At 65.9% G+C, this 20694-nt stretch carries 21 protein-coding genes; 13 read left to right on the top strand and 8 right to left on the bottom strand.

Annotated elements, in window-relative coordinates:
* From ACE3SL_RS11970 to ACE3SL_RS11940, 7 genes are all read left to right on the top strand, one after another.
* On the top strand, window positions 1-835 hold an 835-nt coding region (locus ACE3SL_RS11970), incomplete at its 5' end, for a phosphomethylpyrimidine synthase ThiC (protein WP_374525966.1).
* Window positions 836-936: 101 nt separating this feature from the next.
* The gene (gene tcmP, locus ACE3SL_RS11965) at window positions 937-1836 is read left to right on the top strand and encodes a three-Cys-motif partner protein TcmP (protein ID WP_374525965.1); all 900 of its coding nucleotides are present in this window, start codon (window positions 937-939) and stop codon (window positions 1834-1836) included.
* Complete coding sequence (locus ACE3SL_RS11960; protein WP_374525964.1) at window positions 1836-2594, top strand: DUF5131 family protein; 759 nt, start codon at window positions 1836-1838, stop codon at window positions 2592-2594. The genes tcmP and ACE3SL_RS11960 overlap by 1 nt, the downstream gene beginning before the upstream one ends.
* A 56-nt stretch (window positions 2595-2650) precedes the next feature.
* Window positions 2651-3157 (top strand): 2'-5' RNA ligase family protein, encoded by a 507-nt coding sequence (locus ACE3SL_RS11955; RefSeq protein ID WP_374525963.1) that lies wholly within the window; start codon window positions 2651-2653, stop codon window positions 3155-3157.
* Window positions 3158-3385: 228 nt separating this feature from the next.
* Entirely contained in the window at window positions 3386-3694 is a 309-nt protein-coding gene (locus ACE3SL_RS11950) for a hypothetical protein (RefSeq protein ID WP_374525962.1), read from the top strand.
* Window positions 3695-3821: 127 nt separating this feature from the next.
* Window positions 3822-4268, top strand: coding sequence for an NAD(+)--rifampin ADP-ribosyltransferase (gene arr / locus ACE3SL_RS11945; protein ID WP_374525961.1), 447 nt, complete (start codon window positions 3822-3824; stop codon window positions 4266-4268).
* Between the two features lie 108 nt (window positions 4269-4376).
* Window positions 4377-4832 carry a glycine zipper 2TM domain-containing protein gene (locus ACE3SL_RS11940; RefSeq protein ID WP_374525960.1) on the top strand — a complete coding sequence of 152 codons (456 nt, stop codon included), beginning with the start codon at window positions 4377-4379 and terminating at the stop codon, window positions 4830-4832.
* Between the two features lie 22 nt (window positions 4833-4854).
* Here ACE3SL_RS11940 and ACE3SL_RS11935 read toward each other — a convergent pair whose 3' ends face one another.
* The 4 genes from ACE3SL_RS11935 to ACE3SL_RS11920 form a co-directional block, all read right to left on the bottom strand.
* Window positions 4855-5733: an arylamine N-acetyltransferase gene (locus ACE3SL_RS11935; RefSeq protein ID WP_374525959.1), complete on the bottom strand. Its 879-nt coding sequence runs from the start codon at window positions 5731-5733 to the stop codon at window positions 4855-4857.
* 107 nt (window positions 5734-5840) lie between these two features.
* The gene (locus ACE3SL_RS11930) at window positions 5841-6698 is read right to left on the bottom strand and encodes a TauD/TfdA dioxygenase family protein (RefSeq protein WP_374525958.1); all 858 of its coding nucleotides are present in this window, start codon (window positions 6696-6698) and stop codon (window positions 5841-5843) included.
* A gap of 77 nt (window positions 6699-6775) precedes the next feature.
* Window positions 6776-7183 carry a DUF1801 domain-containing protein gene (locus tag ACE3SL_RS11925; protein WP_374525957.1) on the bottom strand — a complete coding sequence of 136 codons (408 nt, stop codon included), beginning with the start codon at window positions 7181-7183 and terminating at the stop codon, window positions 6776-6778.
* A gap of 12 nt (window positions 7184-7195) precedes the next feature.
* Window positions 7196-7555 carry a DUF1801 domain-containing protein gene (locus tag ACE3SL_RS11920; RefSeq protein ID WP_374525967.1) on the bottom strand — a complete coding sequence of 120 codons (360 nt, stop codon included), beginning with the start codon at window positions 7553-7555 and terminating at the stop codon, window positions 7196-7198.
* A gap of 194 nt (window positions 7556-7749) precedes the next feature.
* Here ACE3SL_RS11920 and ACE3SL_RS11915 point away from each other — a divergent pair, with 194 nt between their 5' ends.
* Entirely contained in the window at window positions 7750-8307 is a 558-nt protein-coding gene (locus tag ACE3SL_RS11915; protein ID WP_374525956.1) for a hypothetical protein, read from the top strand.
* Window positions 8308-8396: 89 nt separating this feature from the next.
* Complete coding sequence (locus ACE3SL_RS11910; RefSeq protein WP_374525955.1) at window positions 8397-8981, top strand: 2'-5' RNA ligase family protein; 585 nt, start codon at window positions 8397-8399, stop codon at window positions 8979-8981.
* Here the strand turns inward: ACE3SL_RS11910 and ACE3SL_RS11905 are convergent.
* The 4 genes from ACE3SL_RS11905 to ung all read right to left on the bottom strand — a co-directional run bounded on the left by ACE3SL_RS11905 (window position 8978) and on the right by ung (window position 11652).
* Window positions 8978-9406: an OsmC family protein gene (locus ACE3SL_RS11905; RefSeq protein ID WP_374525954.1), complete on the bottom strand. Its 429-nt coding sequence runs from the start codon at window positions 9404-9406 to the stop codon at window positions 8978-8980. The two genes, ACE3SL_RS11910 and ACE3SL_RS11905, sit on opposite strands and share 4 nt — an antisense overlap.
* Before the next feature lie 308 nt (window positions 9407-9714).
* Window positions 9715-10173, bottom strand: coding sequence for a YaiI/YqxD family protein (locus ACE3SL_RS11900; RefSeq protein ID WP_374525953.1), 459 nt, complete (start codon window positions 10171-10173; stop codon window positions 9715-9717).
* On the bottom strand, window positions 10170-10928 hold the full coding sequence (locus ACE3SL_RS11895; RefSeq protein ID WP_374525952.1) for a sulfite exporter TauE/SafE family protein: 759 nt from the start codon (window positions 10926-10928) through the stop codon (window positions 10170-10172). The genes ACE3SL_RS11900 and ACE3SL_RS11895 overlap by 4 nt, the downstream gene beginning before the upstream one ends.
* 10 nt (window positions 10929-10938) lie before the next feature.
* A complete protein-coding gene (gene ung, locus ACE3SL_RS11890; RefSeq protein ID WP_374525951.1) occupies window positions 10939-11652 on the bottom strand; it encodes a uracil-DNA glycosylase in 714 nt (237 codons plus the stop codon).
* Between the two features lie 82 nt (window positions 11653-11734).
* On the opposite strand from ung, the gene ACE3SL_RS11885 reads away from it, so the two are divergent.
* The 4 genes from ACE3SL_RS11885 (at window position 11735) to pbpC (ending at window position 20692) form a co-directional block, all read left to right on the top strand.
* Entirely contained in the window at window positions 11735-12061 is a 327-nt protein-coding gene (locus ACE3SL_RS11885; RefSeq protein WP_374525950.1) for a phosphoribosyl-ATP diphosphatase, read from the top strand.
* A gap of 11 nt (window positions 12062-12072) precedes the next feature.
* A complete protein-coding gene (locus ACE3SL_RS11880) occupies window positions 12073-12450 on the top strand; it encodes a histidine triad nucleotide-binding protein (protein ID WP_374525949.1) in 378 nt (125 codons plus the stop codon).
* Window positions 12451-12583: 133 nt separating this feature from the next.
* Window positions 12584-18433, top strand: a complete 5850-nt coding sequence (locus ACE3SL_RS11875) for an alpha-2-macroglobulin (RefSeq protein ID WP_374525948.1) — start codon at window positions 12584-12586, stop codon at window positions 18431-18433.
* Window positions 18434-18559: 126 nt separating this feature from the next.
* Window positions 18560-20692 (top strand): penicillin-binding protein 1C, encoded by a 2133-nt coding sequence (gene pbpC / locus ACE3SL_RS11870; RefSeq protein ID WP_374525947.1) that lies wholly within the window; start codon window positions 18560-18562, stop codon window positions 20690-20692.
* Window positions 20693-20694 lie beyond the last annotated feature (2 nt).

Here is a 20694-nt window from a genome sequence, read left to right as displayed (position 1 = left end):
GGAATCGTTCCTCTACGAACGCTTCGACGAGATTACCGAGATCATGAAGGCCTATGACATCGCCTACAGCCTCGGCGACGGCCTCCGCCCCGGCAGCATCGCCGACGCGAACGACGAGGCGCAGTTCGCCGAGCTCTACACGCTCGGCGAACTCACCAAGCGCGCTTGGGAGCAGGATGTGCAGGTGATGATCGAGGGCCCGGGCCACGTCCCGATGCACAAGATCAAGGAGAATATGGACAAGCAGCTCGAAGCGTGCGGCGAGGCGCCCTTCTACACGCTCGGGCCGCTGACCACCGACATCGCGCCGGGTTACGACCATATCACCAGCGGCATCGGCGCCGCGATGATCGGCTGGTACGGCACCGCGATGCTCTGCTACGTCACCCCCAAGGAGCATCTCGGCCTCCCCGACCGCGACGATGTGAAGGTCGGCGTCGTCACCTACAAGCTCGCCGCGCACGCCGCCGACCTCGCCAAGGGCCACCCCGCCGCCAAGGTCCGCGACGACGCGCTGTCGAAGGCGCGCTTCGAATTCCGCTGGCGCGACCAGTTCAACCTGTCGCTCGACCCCGACACCGCCGAGCAGTACCACGACCAGACGCTCCCCGCCGAGGGCGCCAAGTCGGCGCATTTCTGCAGCATGTGCGGGCCGAAATTCTGCTCGATGAAGATCAGCCAGGAAGTCCGCGAGTTCGCGAAGCTGCAAAATCAGGACAGCGCCGCCTTCATCGCCGCCGAAGAAGCCGAAAAGGGCATGGCGCAGATGAGCGAGGTTTATGAGGAAACCGGGCGCGAACTGTACATGGGCGCGGGTGGCCGGGAGCATGATTGAGGACGCGTCCATGACCCCAATCTGCATCCAGAATGGCGCGTAGAGATTGAAATCTGCATAAAAGGAGTCTATCGTTCCCCTAATGTTCTAAGGGGCACGCGATGGAACCTCAGGCTTTCGGCGATGAACACACACGGCGGAAGCTCGAAACCGTCGAAAAATACCTTGTTGCTTACACCACCGCTCTCAAAAAGCAGGGCTTTGAATTGTGGTATATAGATGCGTGTGCGGGATCGGGTGCGTCGATCCCGCGCTCTGCTCTGGCGAGCCCAAACAGTCAAAATGGTCTGGGCTTGCTTGAGACAGATGACTCAATTCTCGATGCTGACCAGATTATCGTTGGATCCGCCATTCGGGCGTTGGGGATAAATACGCCTTTCGACCGTTATCTTTTCAACGACGTCAAAAAATCGAACGTGGATGCCTTAAAGGCTCAGGTTCAGAAGAATTTTTCGCATCTCGGAAACCGAGTTTCGATAACACAATTCGACGCGAACAAGATGCTTTGCGATATGTGTGACAGGATCAATTGGCGAAGCTCTAGAGCGGTCGTGTTTATTGACCCGTTCGGACTACAGATTCGATATTCGACTCTGCAAAGGCTTGCGCAAACAAAAGCGATCGACCTTTGGTATCTCGTTCCTGTTTTCGCGATGTACAGACAAATCCGTGGAGACGGCGCAGTTCTGGAAGACGGAGGCAAGAGTGTCGACGAGGCGCTCGGCACCGACGCATGGCGCCACGTCGTCGCAATCGAAGAAAAAGGGCAGATTGACCTCTTTGGCCAGCAACAGGTGATTTCCAAGCGAGCCGTCGATGTAGCTTGGTTCGAGAAAGTTGCAAAAGACCGTTTAAAGCTGGCATTCGATGACCGGGTTGTCGATCAGGTTTTGCCTCTTGGCCGAAACGGCCTACACGAATTTTCGTTAATGTTCGCTTGGGCCAACCCCAGCGACAAAGCAAAACTTGCAGCAAAGCTGGCTCGGGCGGTACTCACATAATGGCCGGAAGTTCTGAAATAGAGTGGACAGACGTAACTTGGAATCCGGTTGCCGGATGCTCAATTGCATCGAGCGGTTGCAGCAATTGTTATGCTATGAGGATGGCTGCTCGCCTTCAAGCGATGGGACATCCAAAGTATAAGGGCACCACCCGAAAGAGCGGCGGACGCTATGTCTGGACTGGTCGAGTGAATATCGACGAGGGCAGCCTTTATGCGCCAGCTGAATGGAGAAAGCCGAAACGCATTTTCGTCAATTCCATGGCAGACCTCTTTCATCCGGACGTTCCTGATCATTTTATCAAGCGTGTTTGGGAAGTAATGTCAGCCTGCCCACAGCACCATTTTCAGATATTGACTAAGCGACCAGATCGCATGGCGGATATGTTTGAGTCTGGGGCTCTCAAAAATATCGTCAATGTTTGGGTCGGCACGTCGGTAGAAAATGCCGAAGTTTCCAATCGCGTGGAGCAGCTGAAACGGATCAAGGGCTCCACCCTGTTCATCTCTTTCGAGCCATTGATCGGTCGAATTGCCGAGATCGATCTTCAAGGCATTCATTGGGCAATTGTCGGTGGTGAGTCCGGGCCTCGAGCACGGCCAATGGAAGAAGAGTGGGTCGAGAGACTTTTCGATATATGCCGGCGCGACGACGTGGCATTCTTCTTCAAGCAATGGGGTGGGCGAAACAAAAAGGCCACCGGCCGCGAATTGCATGGCCGGACCTACGACGAATATCCATTAGAATTGGAGCCCTGAACTAGACTTAATGGTGTAGGGCTACTCCACCCCCACACCATGCTACACTCCCACCCATGCGCGCCCGGAACCCCCTCTACGTCATGGCCAAGCCGCCGCCGGAGGTGCAGGCGGCGATCGCCGCGCTGCCGCGCAACGACCCCGGGCGCGGGCCCGACCTGCTCCATGTCACGCTCATCTCGCTCTACGACCTCCATTATGCGCCGCCGGAGTGGCTACCCGCGACCGTCGCCGCGCTCGACGGCTTCGCCGCGGCGCCCTTTCCGCTCCGCTTCGACCGGATCGAGAACCGCAAGGCGGTGACTTTGCGCACGCGCGAGCCGCTCGCCGAGGCGCGGGCGTTCCAGAAGGCGCTGGTCGACCATCTGCTGCGCGAAAAGGCGCCGATCATGGACGGCACCACCCCCGAACCGCACATCACGATCAACTATCGCGGCGACCGGCTGAATGCGCAGAAAATGCCGCCGATCGGCTGGACGGTCGACGAGATCATCCTGACCGAAAGCATCGTCGGCAAGACCACCCATGTCGAACACGGCCGCTGGCGCCTCGGCGGGGGCTGACGGAGGCGACGGTTTGGGGGTGGGGAGCGGATAGCCCCTCTCCCATGGGGAGAGGGATACGCAGGCTTGGTTGCGTAGCAACCTGGCCGAAGTCGGGTGAGGGGATCGAACCTCTATCTCCCAAACACCCTAAGAGCCCCTCACCCAACCCTCTCCCAATGGGAGAGAGCTCAATAGCCGCCACCGCCCGCTTGCCCACATCCACCCCGTCAGCCTATCCTCCGCCCAATGTCGCACCCCTCGGCCATCGTCCATTGCACCGGCCCGCACGATCCGCATGCGCTCGACGGCATTTCGCCGCGCCCGCGAACCGGCGATCTCGACGTGCGTTGCCCGCTGTGCGGCGGATATGGCCAGTGGAACAGCCAGATCGACCTCGTCAGCCAGCGCTCGATCCGCGTCCCCTGCCCCAAATGCGACGGGCGCGGGTGGATCGAGACCGGCGCCGACATGGTCCCCAGCCATGACATCGCGCTGTCGCCCGACGGAAAGCCGATGTGGGTGGTCCGCCTCGACCCCTCCGACGATATCGAGTGACCCGCCGGGCGCGGCGCCCGATCGCCCTGCGATTTCATCCCTATCGCGATGCCCGGGAACCGATCCGCGCGATGGCGGTTGTTCCCGGTTCCGCCAGCCTGTCCTCTCCAGCGAAAGCGAGCCAGCGATGACCGATACCGCCAACCCCGCACCCACCGGCCCCGATGCCGGCGCCACCTTCTATCACGGCACCCGCTCCGACCTGAAAACCGGCGACCTGCTCGTCGCGGGATGGAAAGGCAATTTCCAGGCGCAGGCGCTGTCGTGGATCTATTTCTCCGCCGCGCTCGAATCGGCGATCTGGGGCTGCGAGCTTGCGAAGGGCCCGCCCGGCGACGAAACCGCGCGCGAGCGCATCTATATCGTCGAACCGACCGGCGACTGGTTCGACGACCCGAACCTCACCGACAAGAAATTCCCCGGCAACCCGACGCGCAGCTATCGCAGCCGCGCGCCGCTGCGCATCGTCGGCGAGGTCGAGACGTGGGAACCGCACGCGCCCGAAGTGCTCGCGCAGATGAAGGCGAATCTCGCGAAGCTGAAGGCCGAGGGAAAGGACGTGATCATCGATTGAGGCCACCGCGATGCGGAACCCATATCGGCTTCGCGGGTCTTGTTACGCAGAGGGGCCGTTCGCATCGCCTGCCGTTCGGCCGGCCTGCGACCAACCGGAGTAATGTCGATGAACAAGCTTCTGATCCTGCCCCTCGCCGCGGCGACCGCGATGGTCGGCGCCTGCGCCACGACCGGCAATGGCTATGCCTATGACGATGGCGGCTATGGCTATTACGACCGCAACTATTACGACCAAAATGGCCGCTACGACTGGGATCGCCCCGACCCGCGCCACGGTGGCTATTATGCCGACGATTATTACAAGAACGACCGCCGCTATCGCGAGCGCCGCCTGTCGAACAACGACCGCATCTATCGTGGCCGTAATGGCCAATATTATTGCCGCCGCAACGACGGCACCACCGGCCTGATCGTCGGCGGCATCGCCGGCGGCGTGCTCGGCAACGTCATCGCGTCGGGCAAGTCCGAAACGCTCGGCACCGTGCTCGGCGCGATCGGCGGCGCCGCGGTCGGCACCGCGATCGACCGCAGCGGTAACAAGAACGACGTCCGCTGCCGCTGACCCACGGCGGGGTGCGCTGCCGCTAGCCCGCGATCTCGGCGGTCGCCGCGCGTTCGATCGCGCGGCGCCAGCCGGGTTCGGGGGTCAGCAGAAAGATATCGGCCAGCGCCGCCTCGATCTCGTCCGCCGACAGATAGCGTTGCTCGATATTGCCGCCGACGTGGCGGATCGTCAGCCGGTTGTCGCGCAGCCCGTGCCGCGCCTCCGCCGTCGTCCGCGCCGCGATCAGCTGGTGCCGGAAATGCGAGGCGGGATGCGTCGAGGTATACCAATTGCCGATCTCGAAATCGATCGCCGGCGCCGGCGCCGCCTCGATGTCGTACAGCGTCTGCCACGTCCCGGCGATGTCGGCCTCGACCCGGTATCCGGCGTCGAGCGGCCGGACGCGGTAGGTCTCGTGCCGTGTCGGCTGCGGCATCGCATCATCGAGCGCGAGCGGCTGCGGCGGCACCGTCGCGCCGAACCCGACATCGACGAGCCATGGCCGCCCGCCGATCGTCACGCGCACCACCATATGCGTGCGCCCCGTCGCTGGCGCATCCGCGGGCAGCATCCAGCGCACCCGCCCGAGCAGTCCCTCGGCCGCGAAGCCGATCGCCTGCAGCACGCGAAGGAACAGCCCGTTCTGCTCGAAGCAATAACCGCCGCGGTGCCGGTCGATCAGCTTCGCCGCGATCGCCTGCGGATCGATATCGACGCCCTCGCCGGTCAGCGCGTCCATCGCCTCGAACGGGATCGCCGCCTGATGCGCGGCCTGCAGCGCGGCGAGCGTGTCGAGCGTCGGGGCAACCGGGCCGGCATATCCGATCCGCGCCAGATAGCGGGCAAGGAAGTCGCCGCCGGACGGCGCGGGATCGGGGAAATCGCCATCCGGAGCGGGGGCGTCAAAGCTGTACAACATGGGCGGATCGTCCTTTCGCGAATCGCAGGCCCATCCTTATGAAAGCTCAAGCCCGGTTGAGATCAAGCGCCGAATTCGGAGCGATCGGAAGCCGCCGCGCGCCGATCTCAACGCTCGTCCCTGTAGAAAGGCCGGTCGCCCGCGATCGTCACCCGCTCCATCCGCCGCACCGCGGGGAAATAGTCCGACGCGGCATAATGCTGCGCCGCGCGATTGTCCCAAAAGGCGATCGAACCCGGCTCCCAGTGGAAGCGGCACTGATATTCGGGGAACGCCGCCTGCGCATAAAGATGCTGGAGCAGCCGGTCGCTTTCCTTGGCCGACAGCCCCTCGATATGGCTGGTGAAGGCGGTGTTGACGTAAAGCGCCTGCTCGCCGGTCTCGGGATGGGTGCGCACGACGGGGTGGCGCTGCGGCGGATATTGCTCGTGCAATTCCTCGACGGGCTTGCCGAGCCGCTTGGCGAAGACGCGGGCGATGTCGTGCACCGCGGTCAGCTCGCGGCACCACGCCTGCATCGCCGGCGACAGGCCGCGAAACGCCGCCCCCATGTCGGCGAACAGCGTATCGCCGCCGACCGCGGGCACCTCGACCGCGCGCAGGATCGAGCCGAGCGACGGTTCGGCGCGCCAGGTGACGTCCGAATGCCAGAAATTCTCTCGCCCCCTGGAATCGGGGCCGTGCGCGATATGCAGCACCTCGGGGTCCGCCTGGTCCTTCGGCGTCGCCGGATGAATCTCGAGCGTTCCGAAGCGCCGCGCGAAGGCGATATGCTGCGCGGGGGTGATAGGCTGGCCGCGAAAGAAGACGACCTTGTGCGCGAGCAGCGCGGCGCGGATCTCGGCGATGACCGCGTCATCCTGTTCCCTGGACAGGTCGAGTCCCGAAATCTCGGCGCCGATCGCAGGGGTCAGCGGCGTGACCGCGAGCCGTTCGAACGCGCGCGGCGATGCGGCGATATTCATGGGCCTCTCCTATGCTGTTCTTGACGTCATTAGGGGCGCCGCAGCGCAGCGAGTCAAGTCAAGGGCCTGGATCGGGCCTATGCCTTCGCACGCGCGGGCTTCGCGAGATTGGCCGCGACCGCACCGCGTACCAGCGCCTTGAACGCCGCGGCATCGACCATATCGCCCTCGAACAGGTCGATCGCGCGCCTCACATTGCCGTCGAGGCTCGAATTGAAGAGCCCCGCGGGGTCATCGACCGCCGCCCCCTTTGCAAAGGTCAGCTTGACCTTGTCCTTATAGGTTTCGCCGGTGCAGATGACCCCCGCGCGCTCCCAGGTCGGGACGCCGGCGGGATTGGTGGGCTTGCGCCATTTGACCGCCTCCTCGATCGCCGGATCGGCTTCGCGGATCAGCGCGCGCAGCGTCGCGAGCATTGCCCCCCGCCAGTCACCGAGCGAGGCGATCTTGTCGTCGATCAGGGCCGAAACATCCTCTTCCGCCATTATCCGTGCTCCTTACATTTTCTCGCCGGGCAGCGCGCTCGCCTGGCATATCCAGCCGGCAAAGGCGGCTTCGTCGACCGCGTCCGTTTCGTGGATATGAAAATAGCGCGTGTCACCGCTCTTCGATGCGACCGGCGGAACGGGATCGAGCCTCCGGCCCTCGAAAAAGGCGACCTTGATATAGCGGTCATAGCAATGAAGGCTCAGGAACCAGTGGTTCGGCAAGGCATCCGGCGCGCCATAGAAAGGCGAATTCCACTTCACCGCTTTCCGCACCCCCGGCACCGCCCGCTCGATCAGCGCGTCGAGCCGTGCCCAGAGGGCGGACTTCCAGCCCGGCATCGCGGCGATATAGGCCTGCACCGGGACCATCGCCCTCACCCTTCGGGATTTGGGGATTGCCGCCGGACAGCAGCGCGGGCTTATCGCTCTTCGCCATGAAACGCTCCTTGCAGGTTCCGTGATGACACGACCCTGCCGACGCATCCAGCACCGATGCGCTCGCTATCGGATATTCTTCGCCCGCGCCGCGTGATACGCAAGGCATCGATAACAGGAGAAAGCCCATGTCCTTCCCTCGCGCCACCATCTTCACCCTTGCTCTGACCCTCGCTGCCTGCGGTGCGAAGGCCGACAAGGCGGCGACCGACGCGCCGAAAGACGCGACGCCCGCAGCTGTGGAGCCCGCTGGCAACCCTCCGGACGCAAGCGCCACCAAGACCGCCGCTGCCGGCCCGGCCGAAACCTCGCCACTACCGCCGACCGCAGGCAGCAAACTCGCTTCCTATGTGGGCAAATATCCGTTCGACAAGGTCGATGGCGTCGCGTGGAACGATCATGTTCTGGTCAAGGCGGGCATTGCGGCGACGGTGAAGGACGCCGCGGTACGGAAGGCCATCGCCACGACCGGAGGCCCCGCGACGCCGATCGAGATGAAGGACGGCAAGGTCGTGGCGTGGAGCTGCGAGCAGCATAATTGCGGCGCACACCAATGGTCCGTCCATATCGACCCGCGCACCGGGGCGACCGACGTCTGCTATTTCGACGAAGCCGCCGACCCCGACAAGGCGCGCTGGTTCCTCGCGAACGGCAAGGAGGAAAAGCGCGAGGCCAACTGCCAGTAACGCCGAACGCCGCTTCCCCGGACGAAGGATTCGACTCTGGCGCCGAATAAGAACATAATAGGAACATTATCCGATTCGGAGGAAGGCCGATGACCCCGATGTTCCGCTATTTTCTGGGCTTTCAGGTGCCGGTCGACCGTGCCGGCTGGCTCGCACGCCAACTGCCCGCCGTCTCGGGCGATCTGTTCGCGGGCCTGAAACCGCAAAATTATCATCTGACGCTCTGCACGATCGCCGAGACACAGGCGCAGCATCCCTTCCTGCGTCAGCGCGTGGCGCGGGCTTTTGAGGCGGGCCTGCCTGCGGCAAGCCTCATCCCCTTCGGCCGCATCGTAAGCCGCGAAATGGGGGCGGAGCTAACGACGATCGGCAGCGTCGGCGATGTTCGACAACTCTATGCCGGACTTGTCACGATGCTTGAAACGCAGGGTCTCGAACCGATGCACCGAAAGTCGGGGCTACGGCCGCACATCACACTTGGTTACGGGGCGTGCGATTTCGAACCCATACCTGCGGCCTGGCGCTGGACGCCGCGCGAACTGGTGCTGATCGAAAGCCATGTCGGCCACAGCCGCCACCGCGTGCTGCAAAGCTGGACGCTCGCGCCCCCGGCGCAAGGCATGTTCGACTTCATGGCCGACGCACTACCCCCGCCGCTGCGCTACGCCGCCTAACCCTCCAGGCTATGTTCGAGCGTGATCTCGCAATCGAGCAGCTTCGACACCGGACAATTCTTCTCGGCCTCGCCGGCGATCGCAGCAAACTCGTCCGCCGAAATCCCCGGCACCTTGCCGGTCAGCGTCAGCGCCGATTTGGTGATCGTAAAGCCGCCGTCCTGCTGATCGAGCGTCACCGCTGCGCTCGTCTCGAGCGTGCCGTCGGAATAGCCGGCGCGCGCGAGCCCGAACGACAGCGCCATGGTAAAGCAGGCCGCGTGCGCCGCGGCGATCAATTCCTCCGGGTTCGTCCCCGGCTGTCCCTCGAAGCGGGTGCCGAAACCATAGGGCTGCGCGTTCAGCACCCCCGATTTGGTTGTGATCGACCCCTTGCCCTCCTTGCCGAAGCCTTCGTAGCGGGCGGATGCGCGATTGACGGTCATGGGATACTCCCTCGGCTGGAATCGACGCAACCGATGGTGCCGCGCCAAGACGCGAAGATGCGCCGCTCGTCCCCCATGGTCAAACATTATGGACAGCGTCGGGCAATCTGTTGCTCGCGTTCGTCCGCCACCGCGCTGCCGGCAACTGACCGGCTTTTAAATCGTGCCCTTCCGCCGGAGGTCGCAATCGGCGGAAGGGCTGATTCCGCACCCGCACGGTGCGCCGGCGCGGAACGGTTCGTTCTTGAAACATCGGTTAAACCGCCCCCGCGCGCGGCGCCGTGATCGGCGTCACTGGCGCGATTTTTTCAGGCCCCGCGCTTCAGCCGCACCAATGCCGCATCGAGTGCCTGCAGGAATTGCGAGCGGTCGGCCTTCGAGAAAGGCGGCGGACCACCCATCGCATCACCCATCCCGGCGCGCAGGTCGGCCATGATCGCGCGGGTTGCGATCGCGGGGCCGATCGACGCCGTGGTGAAGGGCTTTCCCGTCGGCGCGAGCACCGTACCGCCTGCCTTCAGCGCGCGGTCGGCGAGCAAGATGTCGGCGGTAATCACGATGCTCCGCGCGTTCGCCGCCTCGGCGATCCAGTCGTCAGCGGCGTCGAAGCCGTCGGACACCACGATCCGCTCGATCAGCGGATGATCGGGCACGCGCAGCCGGCTGTTGCTGACGATCTTCACCGGCACCTCGTGCCGCCACGCGACACGATAGACCTCATCCTTCACCGGACAGGCATCGGCATCGACGAGGATCGTGACAGTCATCCGTGTACCCCGTCCCACAGCAGCTTCGCGCCGAGCAGGACCATCAGGACATAGATAATCACATAGAAACGCGCGGGATTCATGCGCTTGAGCCAGCGCACCGTCACCAATGTCGCGACGATCGCAAGCGGCATCAGCAGCAGCGCCGCGACGACCACCTCGTGCGGAAAGGCGCCGAGTGCCAGATAGGCGGGCACCTTCATCCAGTTGACGATGGCGAACAGGATCGCGCTCGTGCCGATGAAGGTCAGGTGCGGCAGGCGGCGCGGCGTGACCCACATCTGGAACGGCGGTCCGCCCGCATGCGCGATCTGGCTGGTAAAGCCCATGGCGCCGCCGAAAATCGTGCCGACCCAGCCTGGCGAGGTCGAGGCCGCGACCACGCGCCCGCCGCGCTCGACCCACAGGCGATAGAGACCGAACGCCAGCGTGATCGCACCGAGCGCCGCCATCAGCTGCGCCTCGTTCACGCGTTCGGCATAATACCAGCCCGCCGCAACGCCGACTGCAGCACCGGGTAACATCCAGCCGATGATCCAGCCGTCCCATGTCTGGCGGAACGACCAGACGCTGATCACGTCCTGCACGATCAGCACCGGCAGCAGCAGGGCGGCCGCAGTCGCGGGCGGGAGCACCAGCGCCGCGAGCGGGGTCGCGAGCGAACCGACTCCGGCAAGCCCGCCCTTCGCCATGCCGAGCAGGATCACCGCGACGACCAGCACCGCCAGCGTCAGCGGGTCGGAAAGCAGGCTCATGCGCCCGGACTCATGCTGCGGCGATGTCTGGGTTTTCGGGAAGCCGCCAGTCGATCGCCCCGCGGCCATGCGCCTCCAGAAAGGCGTTCGCCTGACTGAACGGCTTCGATCCGAAGAAACCGTTATGCGCCGATAGCGGCGAAGGGTGCGGCGCGCGCAGGATCAGATGCGGGCTGCCCGGTCCCAGCCCCGGCACATTCGCGGCCTTGCGCTGCGCATGGCTGCCCCAGAGGATGAAGGCCTTCGGCGCCGGATCGGCCGCGACCGCCGCGACCGCTGCGTCGGTGAACTTCTCCCACCCCTTGCCCTGATGCGACGCTGCCTGCCCCGCCTCGACGGTCAAGCAATTGTTGAGCAGCAGCACGCCCTGTTCGGCCCAATGCTTCAAATAGCCGTGCCGCGCGGGCGGGATGCCGAGGTCGCTCTGCATCTCCTTGTAGATGTTGACGAGGCTCGGCGGCGTCCGCACCCCCGGCTGGACCGAGAAGCAGAGCCCGTGCGCCTGCCCCGGTCCGTGATAGGGGTCCTGCCCCAATATGACGACGCGGACACCCTGCGGCGGCGTCGCGTCGAGCGCCGCAAACCAGTCGCGCGGGCGCGGATAGATCGCCTTTCCCTTTGCGCGCTCGCCGGCAAGGAAGCTCTTCAGCGCCGCCATGTAGGGCTGCTCGAACTCGCCGCCGATGCGCGCGAGCCAGTCGGGATGCAATTTGATCTCGGCCATTCACGCCCTTTGACCGGAGCCGCACGCCCTTGTCCAGCGCCTTTCCCGCCGCTAGGCACTCCGGCAACGAAAGGCAGGACGCATGGCGATCGGCGAGGCATTGACGGAACTGGAAGCGGTGGTGAGGGACCGGCTCGCCACAGGAGACGGTTCCGCCTCCTATGTCGCCAGCCTTGCCGCGAAAGGCCGCGGCAAGATCGCGCAAAAGCTGGGCGAGGAAGCCACCGAAACCATAATCGCCGCCCTGACCGAGGATGACGCCGCGCTGACCGGCGAAGCCGCCGATCTCGTCTTCCACCTTACCATCCTGCTCGCCGAGCGTGGGCTTGGCTGGGATGGGGTCGCCGCCGAACTCGCCCGGCGCCACGGCACCTCCGGCCACGCCGAAAAGGCCGCCCGCAACCAATAGGAATTCAGCCCATGCCGATCGACGCGACGCTTCCCTATGACGACAGCAATATCTTCGCGCGCATCCTGCGCGGCGAACTGCCGTCGAAGACGGTCTATGAAGACGACTATGCCCTCGCCTTCCACGACATCAACCCACAGGCGCCGCTGCACATCCTCGTGATCCCCAAGGGCCCCTATGTGAGCTGGGACGATTTTTCGGAGCGCGGCAGCGACGCCGAGATCGCCGGCTTCGTTCGCGCCGTCGGCAAGGTCGCGCGCGATCAGGGCCTCGTTGCGCCGGGCTACCGCCTGCTCGCCAATGTCGGTCTCGACAGCCATCAGGAGATCCCGCACCTCCACGTCCACATCTTCGCGGGACAGCCGCTGGGGCCGATGCTCGTTCGCTGATTTTTTCCTTGTCTATGATCGCGGTCACAGCGTTTTCGCCATCTGCGACTAACCGTGCGCGCTGTGCGGCGACGGGTGGACAGAGGTCCCTGTTTCCAGCAGGATAGGTCTGGGTTCACCGGGAGACGACGCGATGGCAACGGGATGGCAGGCGCTGGCGAAGACTGTTGCCGGCAAGATGCGGCTGGCCCTGATGATCCCTCTCGCGGCGGCGCTCGTCGCGGCGGGCGGCGACACCGTCCCGCAAGTCACCCTCGCGACGCCCGGCTCGTCGGGAACCGGCGACGGCACGATCAGCCGCTTCACCCTCCGCTTCTCCGAGGATATGGTGCCGCTCGGCGATCCCCGCGCCAAGGCCCCCGCGACGCATGACTGCAAGGTTCCCGCCGACGGCCGCTGGGTCGATTCGCGCACCTGGGTGCTCGAATTTGAAAAATCGCTTCCCGGCGGGGTGAGCTGCCACGTCGATCTGCGCGACGGCCTCACCACCGCGCGCGGTGTGAATGTCGTCGGCAACAGCCGGTTCGAGATCGACACCGGCGGCCCGTCGGCACGCGCGGTGCTCGCGGGCACGGGCTATGGCGGGATCGAGGAGGACCAGATTTTCCTCGTCGCCACCAACGTTGCCGCCGACCGCGCCTCGGTCGGGCGCTTCGCCTATTGCGCGGTTGATGGGATCGGGGAGAAAATCCCGGTCGATGTCCTGAAGCGCGAGACCGCAGCCACCATCCTCACCGGTATCGGCGACCAGTGGTCGGCGCAAAGCTTCACGCAGGATGCGGGCCTGCCGCTGCGCCTGCCGGCAGCAGGCGCCGATCGCGAGGCAGCGCTCGACCGCGTCGTCCCGGTCAAGTGCCGCCGTCCGCTACCGCCCGGGCGCGAGATGGCGCTCGTCTGGGACGCGCGCATTTCGCAGTCCGGCGTGCCGTCCCGCACCGCGGGCCGCGACCAGCGTTTCGACTATGACGTCCGCCCCGCCTTCACCGCGAAAATGTCGTGCAGCCGCGTCAATCCGCAGGCGGGCTGCAACCCGCTGAAGGACATCAACCTGAGCTTCGCCGCGCCCGTCGCGCGCGACATCGCGCTGGCCGCGACGCTTCGCACCACCGACGGCAAGACCATCGCGGCAAAGATCGATGATGATGACAAGAATGACGCGTACCTCGAACGCGTCCATTTTGCCGGCCCGCTCCCGCAAAATGTCGACGCAACGCTCGTCCTGCCCGCCGACATTGCCGACCAGAGTGGCCGCAAGCTGCAGAACCAGTCGAACTTCCCGCTGAAATTCCACATCGACAGCGCCCCGCCGATCGTCAAATTTGCGGCGGAGTTCGGCATCCTCGAAGCATCCGAGGGCGGCATCCTGCCCGTCACCGTGCGCGGGGTCGAGGCGTCGCTGATCCAGTCGAACCTCAAGATGCCCGCGAATGTCCTCAAGGTCGGCGACGACGATGCCGCGATCGCGCGCTGGTTGAAGCGTGTCGCCGACGCCGACGATACCGACTACCGCGAGGAGAAAAACGCGAAGGGCGAGGACGTCACGGTCAATTATACCGGGACCAGATCGGTCTTCGACGGCGCGCCAGCGGGTGGTGACCGCCGCAACCTGACGCTCGCACCGCCCGCCGGCGGCAAGGAATTCGAGGTCGTCGGCATCCCGCTCGCCGAAAAGGGCTTCCACGTCGTCGAAATCGCGAGCCCCGAGCTCGGCGCGGCGCTGCTCGGCCGCAAGGCGACGCGCTATGTCGCGACCGCGGCGCTCGTCACCAATATGGCGGTGCATTTCAAATGGGGCCGCGAAAGCTCGCTCGCCTGGGTGACATCGCTCGATACCGGCCTCCCCGTCGCGGGCGCCGAAGTGCGCGTCACCGACAGCTGCACCGGCCGCCAGCTCGCTCGCGGCATCGCCGACAAGGCGGGCCGCCTCGCTTTCCCGAACGGCCTGCCCGAGCCCGAAACCTATTCGAGCTGCGAGGACGATCCCGACCCCGCGAACAGCGAGGGCCATACGCTGATGGTCAGCGCCCGCTCGGGCGACGATTTCAGCTTCACGCTGACCGACTGGGGCGACGGCATCCGCCCCTATGACTTCGACCTTCCCTATGGCTGGTCCGAACGCAGCGACATCCTGCACACATTGTTCGACCGCGCGCTCGTCAAGGCGGGCGAGACCGTCCACATGAAGCATATCCTGCGCCGCCCCGTCGGCACCGGTTTCTCCACGCCGCAGCCGATGGCGGGCAAGCTTCGCCTCGTCCACCGCGGTTCGGACACCGAGTTCGAAATGCCGTTCAGCATCGACGCGGGCGGCAGCGGGGAGACGACATGGAACGTCCCCGCCTCGGCGCCGATGGGCGATTACGAACTCGTCTTCGTAACCAAGGACCCAAATGGCAAAGGGGACGGCAAGGACAAGACGATCTGGTCGAACCAGTCGGTTCGCGTCGACGAATATCGCCTGCCGACGATGAAGGCGACGGTCACCGGCCCGAAGGCGTCACTCGTGCGGCCCGCGCAGGTGCCGCTGTCGTTGTTCGTCGGCTATCTGTCGGGCGGCCCGGCACCGAACCTGCCGGTCGAACTGCGGTCGACCTTCCGCGCCGCATGGACCGCGCCCGAGGATTATCGCGACTGGGACTTCGACGGCCAGCCGGTCAAGGAAGGCGTGATCCAGCTCGACGACAGCGGCGAGGAGCCCGAGGCCGACATGCCGCTCGCGCGATCGATGCCCCTCGTCCTCGGCGCCGACGGCACCGCGACGACCAATGTCACCGTCGACCAGCCGATCATCGAGCCGACCCAGATGGCGGTCGAAATGGATTATGAGGATGCCAATGGCGAGACGCTGACGTCGAGCCGCCGCATTACCCTCTATCCTTCGGCCGTCCGCCTCGGGCTCAAGACCGACGGCTGGCTGATGCGCGACAACGATCTGCGCCTGAAATTCGTCGCGCTCGACCTCGACGGCAAGCCGATTGCGGGCCAGCGCGTCCAGGTCGCGCTCTACAACCGCGAGATCATCACCGCGCGGCGGCGCCTGATCGGCGGCTTCTATGCCTATGATAACCAGATGCGGACAACGAAACTTGCGACCACCTGCACGGCGACGACCGACAAGCTCGGCCGCGCGAGCTGCGCGATGGCGCCCGGTGTATCGGGCGAGGTGACGGTGGTCGCAACGACCAGCGACGCCGACGGCAACGAGGCGCGCGCGGTCCGCTCGGTCTGGCTCGCGGGCGACAATGACTGGTGGTTCGGCGGCGATAATGGCGACCGCATGGACGTCATCCCCGAAAAGCCGCGCTATGCCGCAGGCGAGACGGCGAACTTCCAGGTCCGCATGCCGTTCCGCGAGGCGACCGCGCTCGTCACGGTCGAGCGCGAGGGCGTGCTGTCGAGCTTCGTCGTGCCGCTGAAGGGCACCGACCCGGTCGTCAAGGTCAAGCTGCCCGCGACCTATGCGCCCGACGTCTTTGTGTCGGTGATGGCCGTGCGCGGCCGCGTCACCGGCGAGGAAAGCTGGTTCCGCCAGATGAAACGCGCGGTCGGCTTCAAGATCGAGAATAGCGAGGGCGCACCCGCGACCGCGCTCGTCGATCTCGCCAAGCCGAGCTACCGCCTCGGTATCGCGAAGATCAAGGTGGGCTGGGAAGGCCATCAGCTCGGCGTCAAGGTGAAGGCCGACAAGGAGAAATATGCGATCCGCGAGACCGCCAAGGTCGCGATCGAGGTCAAGACGCCGGGCGGCAAGGCGCCGGCGAATGCCGATGTCGCCTTCGTCGCGGTCGACGAAGCGCTGCTCCAGCTCGCCCCCAACGAAAGCTGGAAGCTGATCGATGCGATGATGGGCGAGCGCACGCTCGACGTCCTCACCTCGACCGCGCAGACGCAGGTCGTCGGCAAGCGCCACTATGGCCGCAAGGCGCTCGAACCCGGCGGCGGCGGTGGCGGCGACCTGTCGGGCCTGACGCGTGAGGATTTCCGGCCCGTGCTGCTGTGGCAGGGCCGTGTTCCGCTCGACGGGAAGGGCCGCGCAACGGTCGACGTGCCGCTCTCCGACAATTTGTCCGCTTTCCGCCTCGTGGCGCTCGCGACCGACGGATCGCAATATTTCGGCACCGGCGAGGCGAGCGTGCGCACCGTGCAGGACCTCGGCGTCTTCGCCAGCCTGCCCGATCTCGTCCGAACCGGCGACGCCTATGACGCGCGTTTCACGCTTCGCAACGGCACCGACAAGGAGATGACGGTCACCGCAACCCCGACGCTGTCACCGGCGGTCGCGACCGCGCCGCCGCTGACCGTCACGATCCCGGCGGGGGGCGCGGTGCCGATCAGCTGGCAGATGACCGCGCCCGAGCAGGTCGGCCCGATCCAGTGGACCGTCGACGCGGTATCGAAGGACGGCAAGGCCCGCGACCGCCTGGTCTTCGACCAGAGTGTCGAGCCCGCCGTTCCGGTCGAAACCTGGGCGGCGAGCCTGTTCCGCGTCGGCCCGGACACGACGCTGCCAATCGCGATCCCGGCGGGCGCGCTCCCCGGCGGCTATGTCGATGTCGCGCTCGCGGGCACACTCGCCCCGCCGCTTTCAGGCGTGCGCGACTATATGGCGATCTATCCATACAATTGCTTCGAGCAGTCGACCTCGCGCGCGGTCGCGCTCGGCGACGTCGCGCGGTGGCAGGCGCTTGCGGGCGCGATGCCGACCTATCTCGATGACGACGGCCTTCTCCGTTATTGGCCGAACGACCGGATGGAGGGTTCGCCCGAACTCACCGCCTATGTCCTTGCGATCACGGCAGCGAATGGCTTCGCGATCCCCGAGGCGTCGAAGACCAGGATGGTCAAGGCGCTGCAGGCGGTCGTCGAGGGACGGCTGACCCGCAAGGGCTATGGTCCGTACGACCTTCGCCCGATCCGCATCGCGGCGCTCGCGGCGCTCGCGCGCAACAATGCGTCGAGCGCGCAGCTGGTCGCGGCGATCGACACGGCCCCCGTCGACATGAGGACCGGGACGCTCGCCGACTGGCTCGTCGCAATCGAAAAGACGCCGGGAGTCCGGGGCGCGGTTGCGCTGCGGACGGCGGCCGAGGCCGAGCTTCGCAAGCGCCTCGTCTATGAAGGCACGCGCCTCGACCTCGTCGACGATGGAAACGCGCCGTGGTGGATGATGTCGAGCGGCGACGAAATGGCGATCAAGACGCTCGAAGCCGTCCTCGGCCGCAAGGGCTGGGAGGACGATGCCGGCAAGCTGATGGTCGGTGTCGCGCAGCGCCAGCGCAAGGGCCATTGGGATACCACCCCGGCCAATGCATGGGGCGCGGTTACCGTCCGCCGCTTCGCCGAGCTCTATCCGGCAAGCGCGATCACCGGCGTCACCCATATCAGCCTTGCCGGCGGCACTGCCTCGCAAAGCTGGCCGCTTCCGGCGGAAGCACCGTCGCCGCTTCGCGTCGCGCTTGCCGCGGCGACGATGAGCCTGAAGCATGAGGGCACCGGGGCGCCATGGGCGACCGTCAGCGTCAAGGCGGCGGTGCCGCTGAAGGAACCGCTCAACGCCGGTTACCGGATCAAGCGGTCGGTCAACATCGTGAAGGCCGCCGACCCGAGCCGCCTCACGCGCGGCGACGTGATCAAGGTGCGGATCGAGGTCGTCGCGGCCGCCGGCCGGACCTGGGTCGTCGTCAACGATCCGATCCCGCCCGGTGCGACGATCGTCGGCAACCTTGGCGGCCAGTCGGAAATGCTGGCGGCGCAGGCTGGCGGGTCGAACTGGCAGCCAAGCTATGTCGAGCGCGGCAAGGATAGCTGGCGCGGCTATTATGGCTGGATGCCCGCGGGCACGCACGCGGTCGAATATGTCGTCCGCCTCAATGGCTCGGGCCGCTTCACCCTGCCCCCGACGCGCGTCGAGGCGATGTATTCGCCCGCGATCCGCGGCCAGTGGCCGAATGCGCCGGTGACGGTGGCAAGCGCGGCGCAGTGATGACTGCTCGCCGCGCCCTCCTATCTGTGTGTCCCCGCGAAGGCGGGGACCCATCTCCGGTCGGTTCCAGATTGCGTCGGCAGAAGATGGGCTCCCGCCTACGCGGGAGCACGCGCTGAATTAACGATGGAACAGTCCCGCAAACGCCGCCGGTTCGATGCGCTGGCGTGGACAGCGCTCGCCGCGCTGATCCTGACCACCGCCACGCACCTGTTCACGCGCCCGCCGGCAATGCCCGATTACGCAGCCGTGCGAGCGGACTGGAAGCCGAGCGAGGCGTGGCTCTATGACCGCGACGGCCGCCTGCTCGACAGCGAACGCGTCAATTTCGAGCGCCGCCGCCTCGCGTGGGTGCCGCTGAAGGATATCAGCCCTGCCGTCCGCGATACCGTCGTCGCAGCCGAGGATCATCGCTTCTGGTCCCACGGCGGGGTCGACTGGCTCGCGATCGCGAGCGCCGTGAAGGCCCGCTGGACCGGCGGCCGCTCGCGCGGCGCCTCGACGCTGCCGATGCAGCTCGCCGCTTTCCTCGCTCCCGAACTCGCGCAGCCGGGCCAGCGCGGCTGGTTCGCCAAGATCCGCCAGATGCGCGCGGCGCAGGCGCTCGCATCGAACTGGACGCACGCGCAGATGCTCGAAGCCTATTTCAACCTGCTCCCGCTGCGCGGCGAAGCGCAGGGTATCGGTGCCGGCGCGCAGAGCCTGTTCGGCAAGCGGCCCGCCGAAATGAATCGCACCGACGCCGCGATTTTTGCCGGCCTGCTGCCGAACCCCGCCGCGAAAGCCGAAGTCCTGGGCAAGCGTGCCTGCCGGATCGCCAAGGCCGCCGACTGCGGCGCCATCGACGCTGCCGCCGCGACGCTCGTTTCGGGCGAACGGGCCGCACGCTTCGACCCTGCGCTCGCGCCGCATCTTGCAACGCGACTGCTCGACAAGCCCGGCAAGCGGGTGATGACGACGATCGACCGCCGCATCCAGATTGCCGCGATCGTCGCGCTCCGCCGCCAGCTTGCCGGTCTCGGCTCCGACCGGGTGCGCGACGGCGCGGTCGTCGTGCTCGACAATGCCACCGGCGACGTGCTCGCCTATGTCGGCGGCGTCGGCCTCAAATCGACCGCGGCCGAGGTCGATGGCGCCAATGCGCGGCGGCAGGCGGGCTCGACGCTGAAGCCGCATCTTTATGCGCAGGTGATCGAGCATGGCTGGCTGACCGCCGCGTCGATCCTCGACGACAGCCCGGTTCAGCTCGATACGGCGTCGGGGCTGTATGTCCCCAAGAATTACGACCACAGCTTCAAGGGGCCGGTCAGCGTGCGGAGCGCGCTTGCCTCGTCACTCAACGTGCCCGCCGTCCGCACGCTCGTCATCGACGACGTTCAGGAGTTCCGCGACCGCCTCTGGGCGCTCGGCTATCACGGCCTTGTCGAGGACGGCGAATATTATGGTTTCAGCCTTGCGCTCGGCTCGGCCGAAGTTTCCCTGGTCGAACAAGCCAACGCCTTCAGAACATTGGCGAATCTCGGAAAGTGGTCGCCGGTCCGCTTCGACGCTACGCGGCACCTTCGCGAACTTCCGCGCCAGATCGTCAACCCCGCCGCCGCCTTCATCGTCGGCGACATCCTCGCCGACGCCTCTGCGCGCGCCGACGCCTTCGGCGAAGACAGCGCGCTCCGCCTCCCCTTCTGGGCGGCGGCAAAGACCGGCACGTCGAAGGGCATGCGCGACAATTGGTGCGTCGGCTTCACCGACCGCTACACCGTCGCGGTCTGGGTCGGCAATCTGGAGGGCGATTCGATGCGCGCCGTGTCGGGCACGTCGGGCGCCGCGCCGGTGTGGCGCGACGTGATGATGGCGCTCCACGCGGGCAGCCCCGGCAAGCCGCCCAAGATGCCCGACGGCGTCGAGGTGCGCCAGATCACCCTGCCCGGCACGCGCGAGCCGCCGCGCCGCGAATATTTCATGGCGGGGACCGCGCAGGCCGAGATGGCGGCTGCGCCGCAGATCGCGCGCCGTCCGCGGATCACCAGTCCGGTCAGCGGCAGCGTCTACGCGCTCGACCCCGATATCCCGTTGGGCCGCCAGAGCCTGGGCGTGATCGTCAGCGGCGATGTGACCGGCTTCCGCCTGATCCTCGACAAGAAGACGATCGGCGATGCCGATGCCGGAGTCCAGATCCCGCCCCGCCCCGGCGTCCATATGCTGACGCTTGTCGATCCGGGCAGCCAGATGATCGACCGGGTCCGGTTTACGGTACGATAAGC

It is taken from the genome of Sphingopyxis sp., assembly GCF_041916015.1.
Taxonomy (GTDB): domain Bacteria; phylum Pseudomonadota; class Alphaproteobacteria; order Sphingomonadales; family Sphingomonadaceae; genus Sphingopyxis.
The sequence above is the reverse complement of the archived record's forward strand: the minus strand, read 5'-3'. Positions and strand labels throughout refer to the sequence as shown.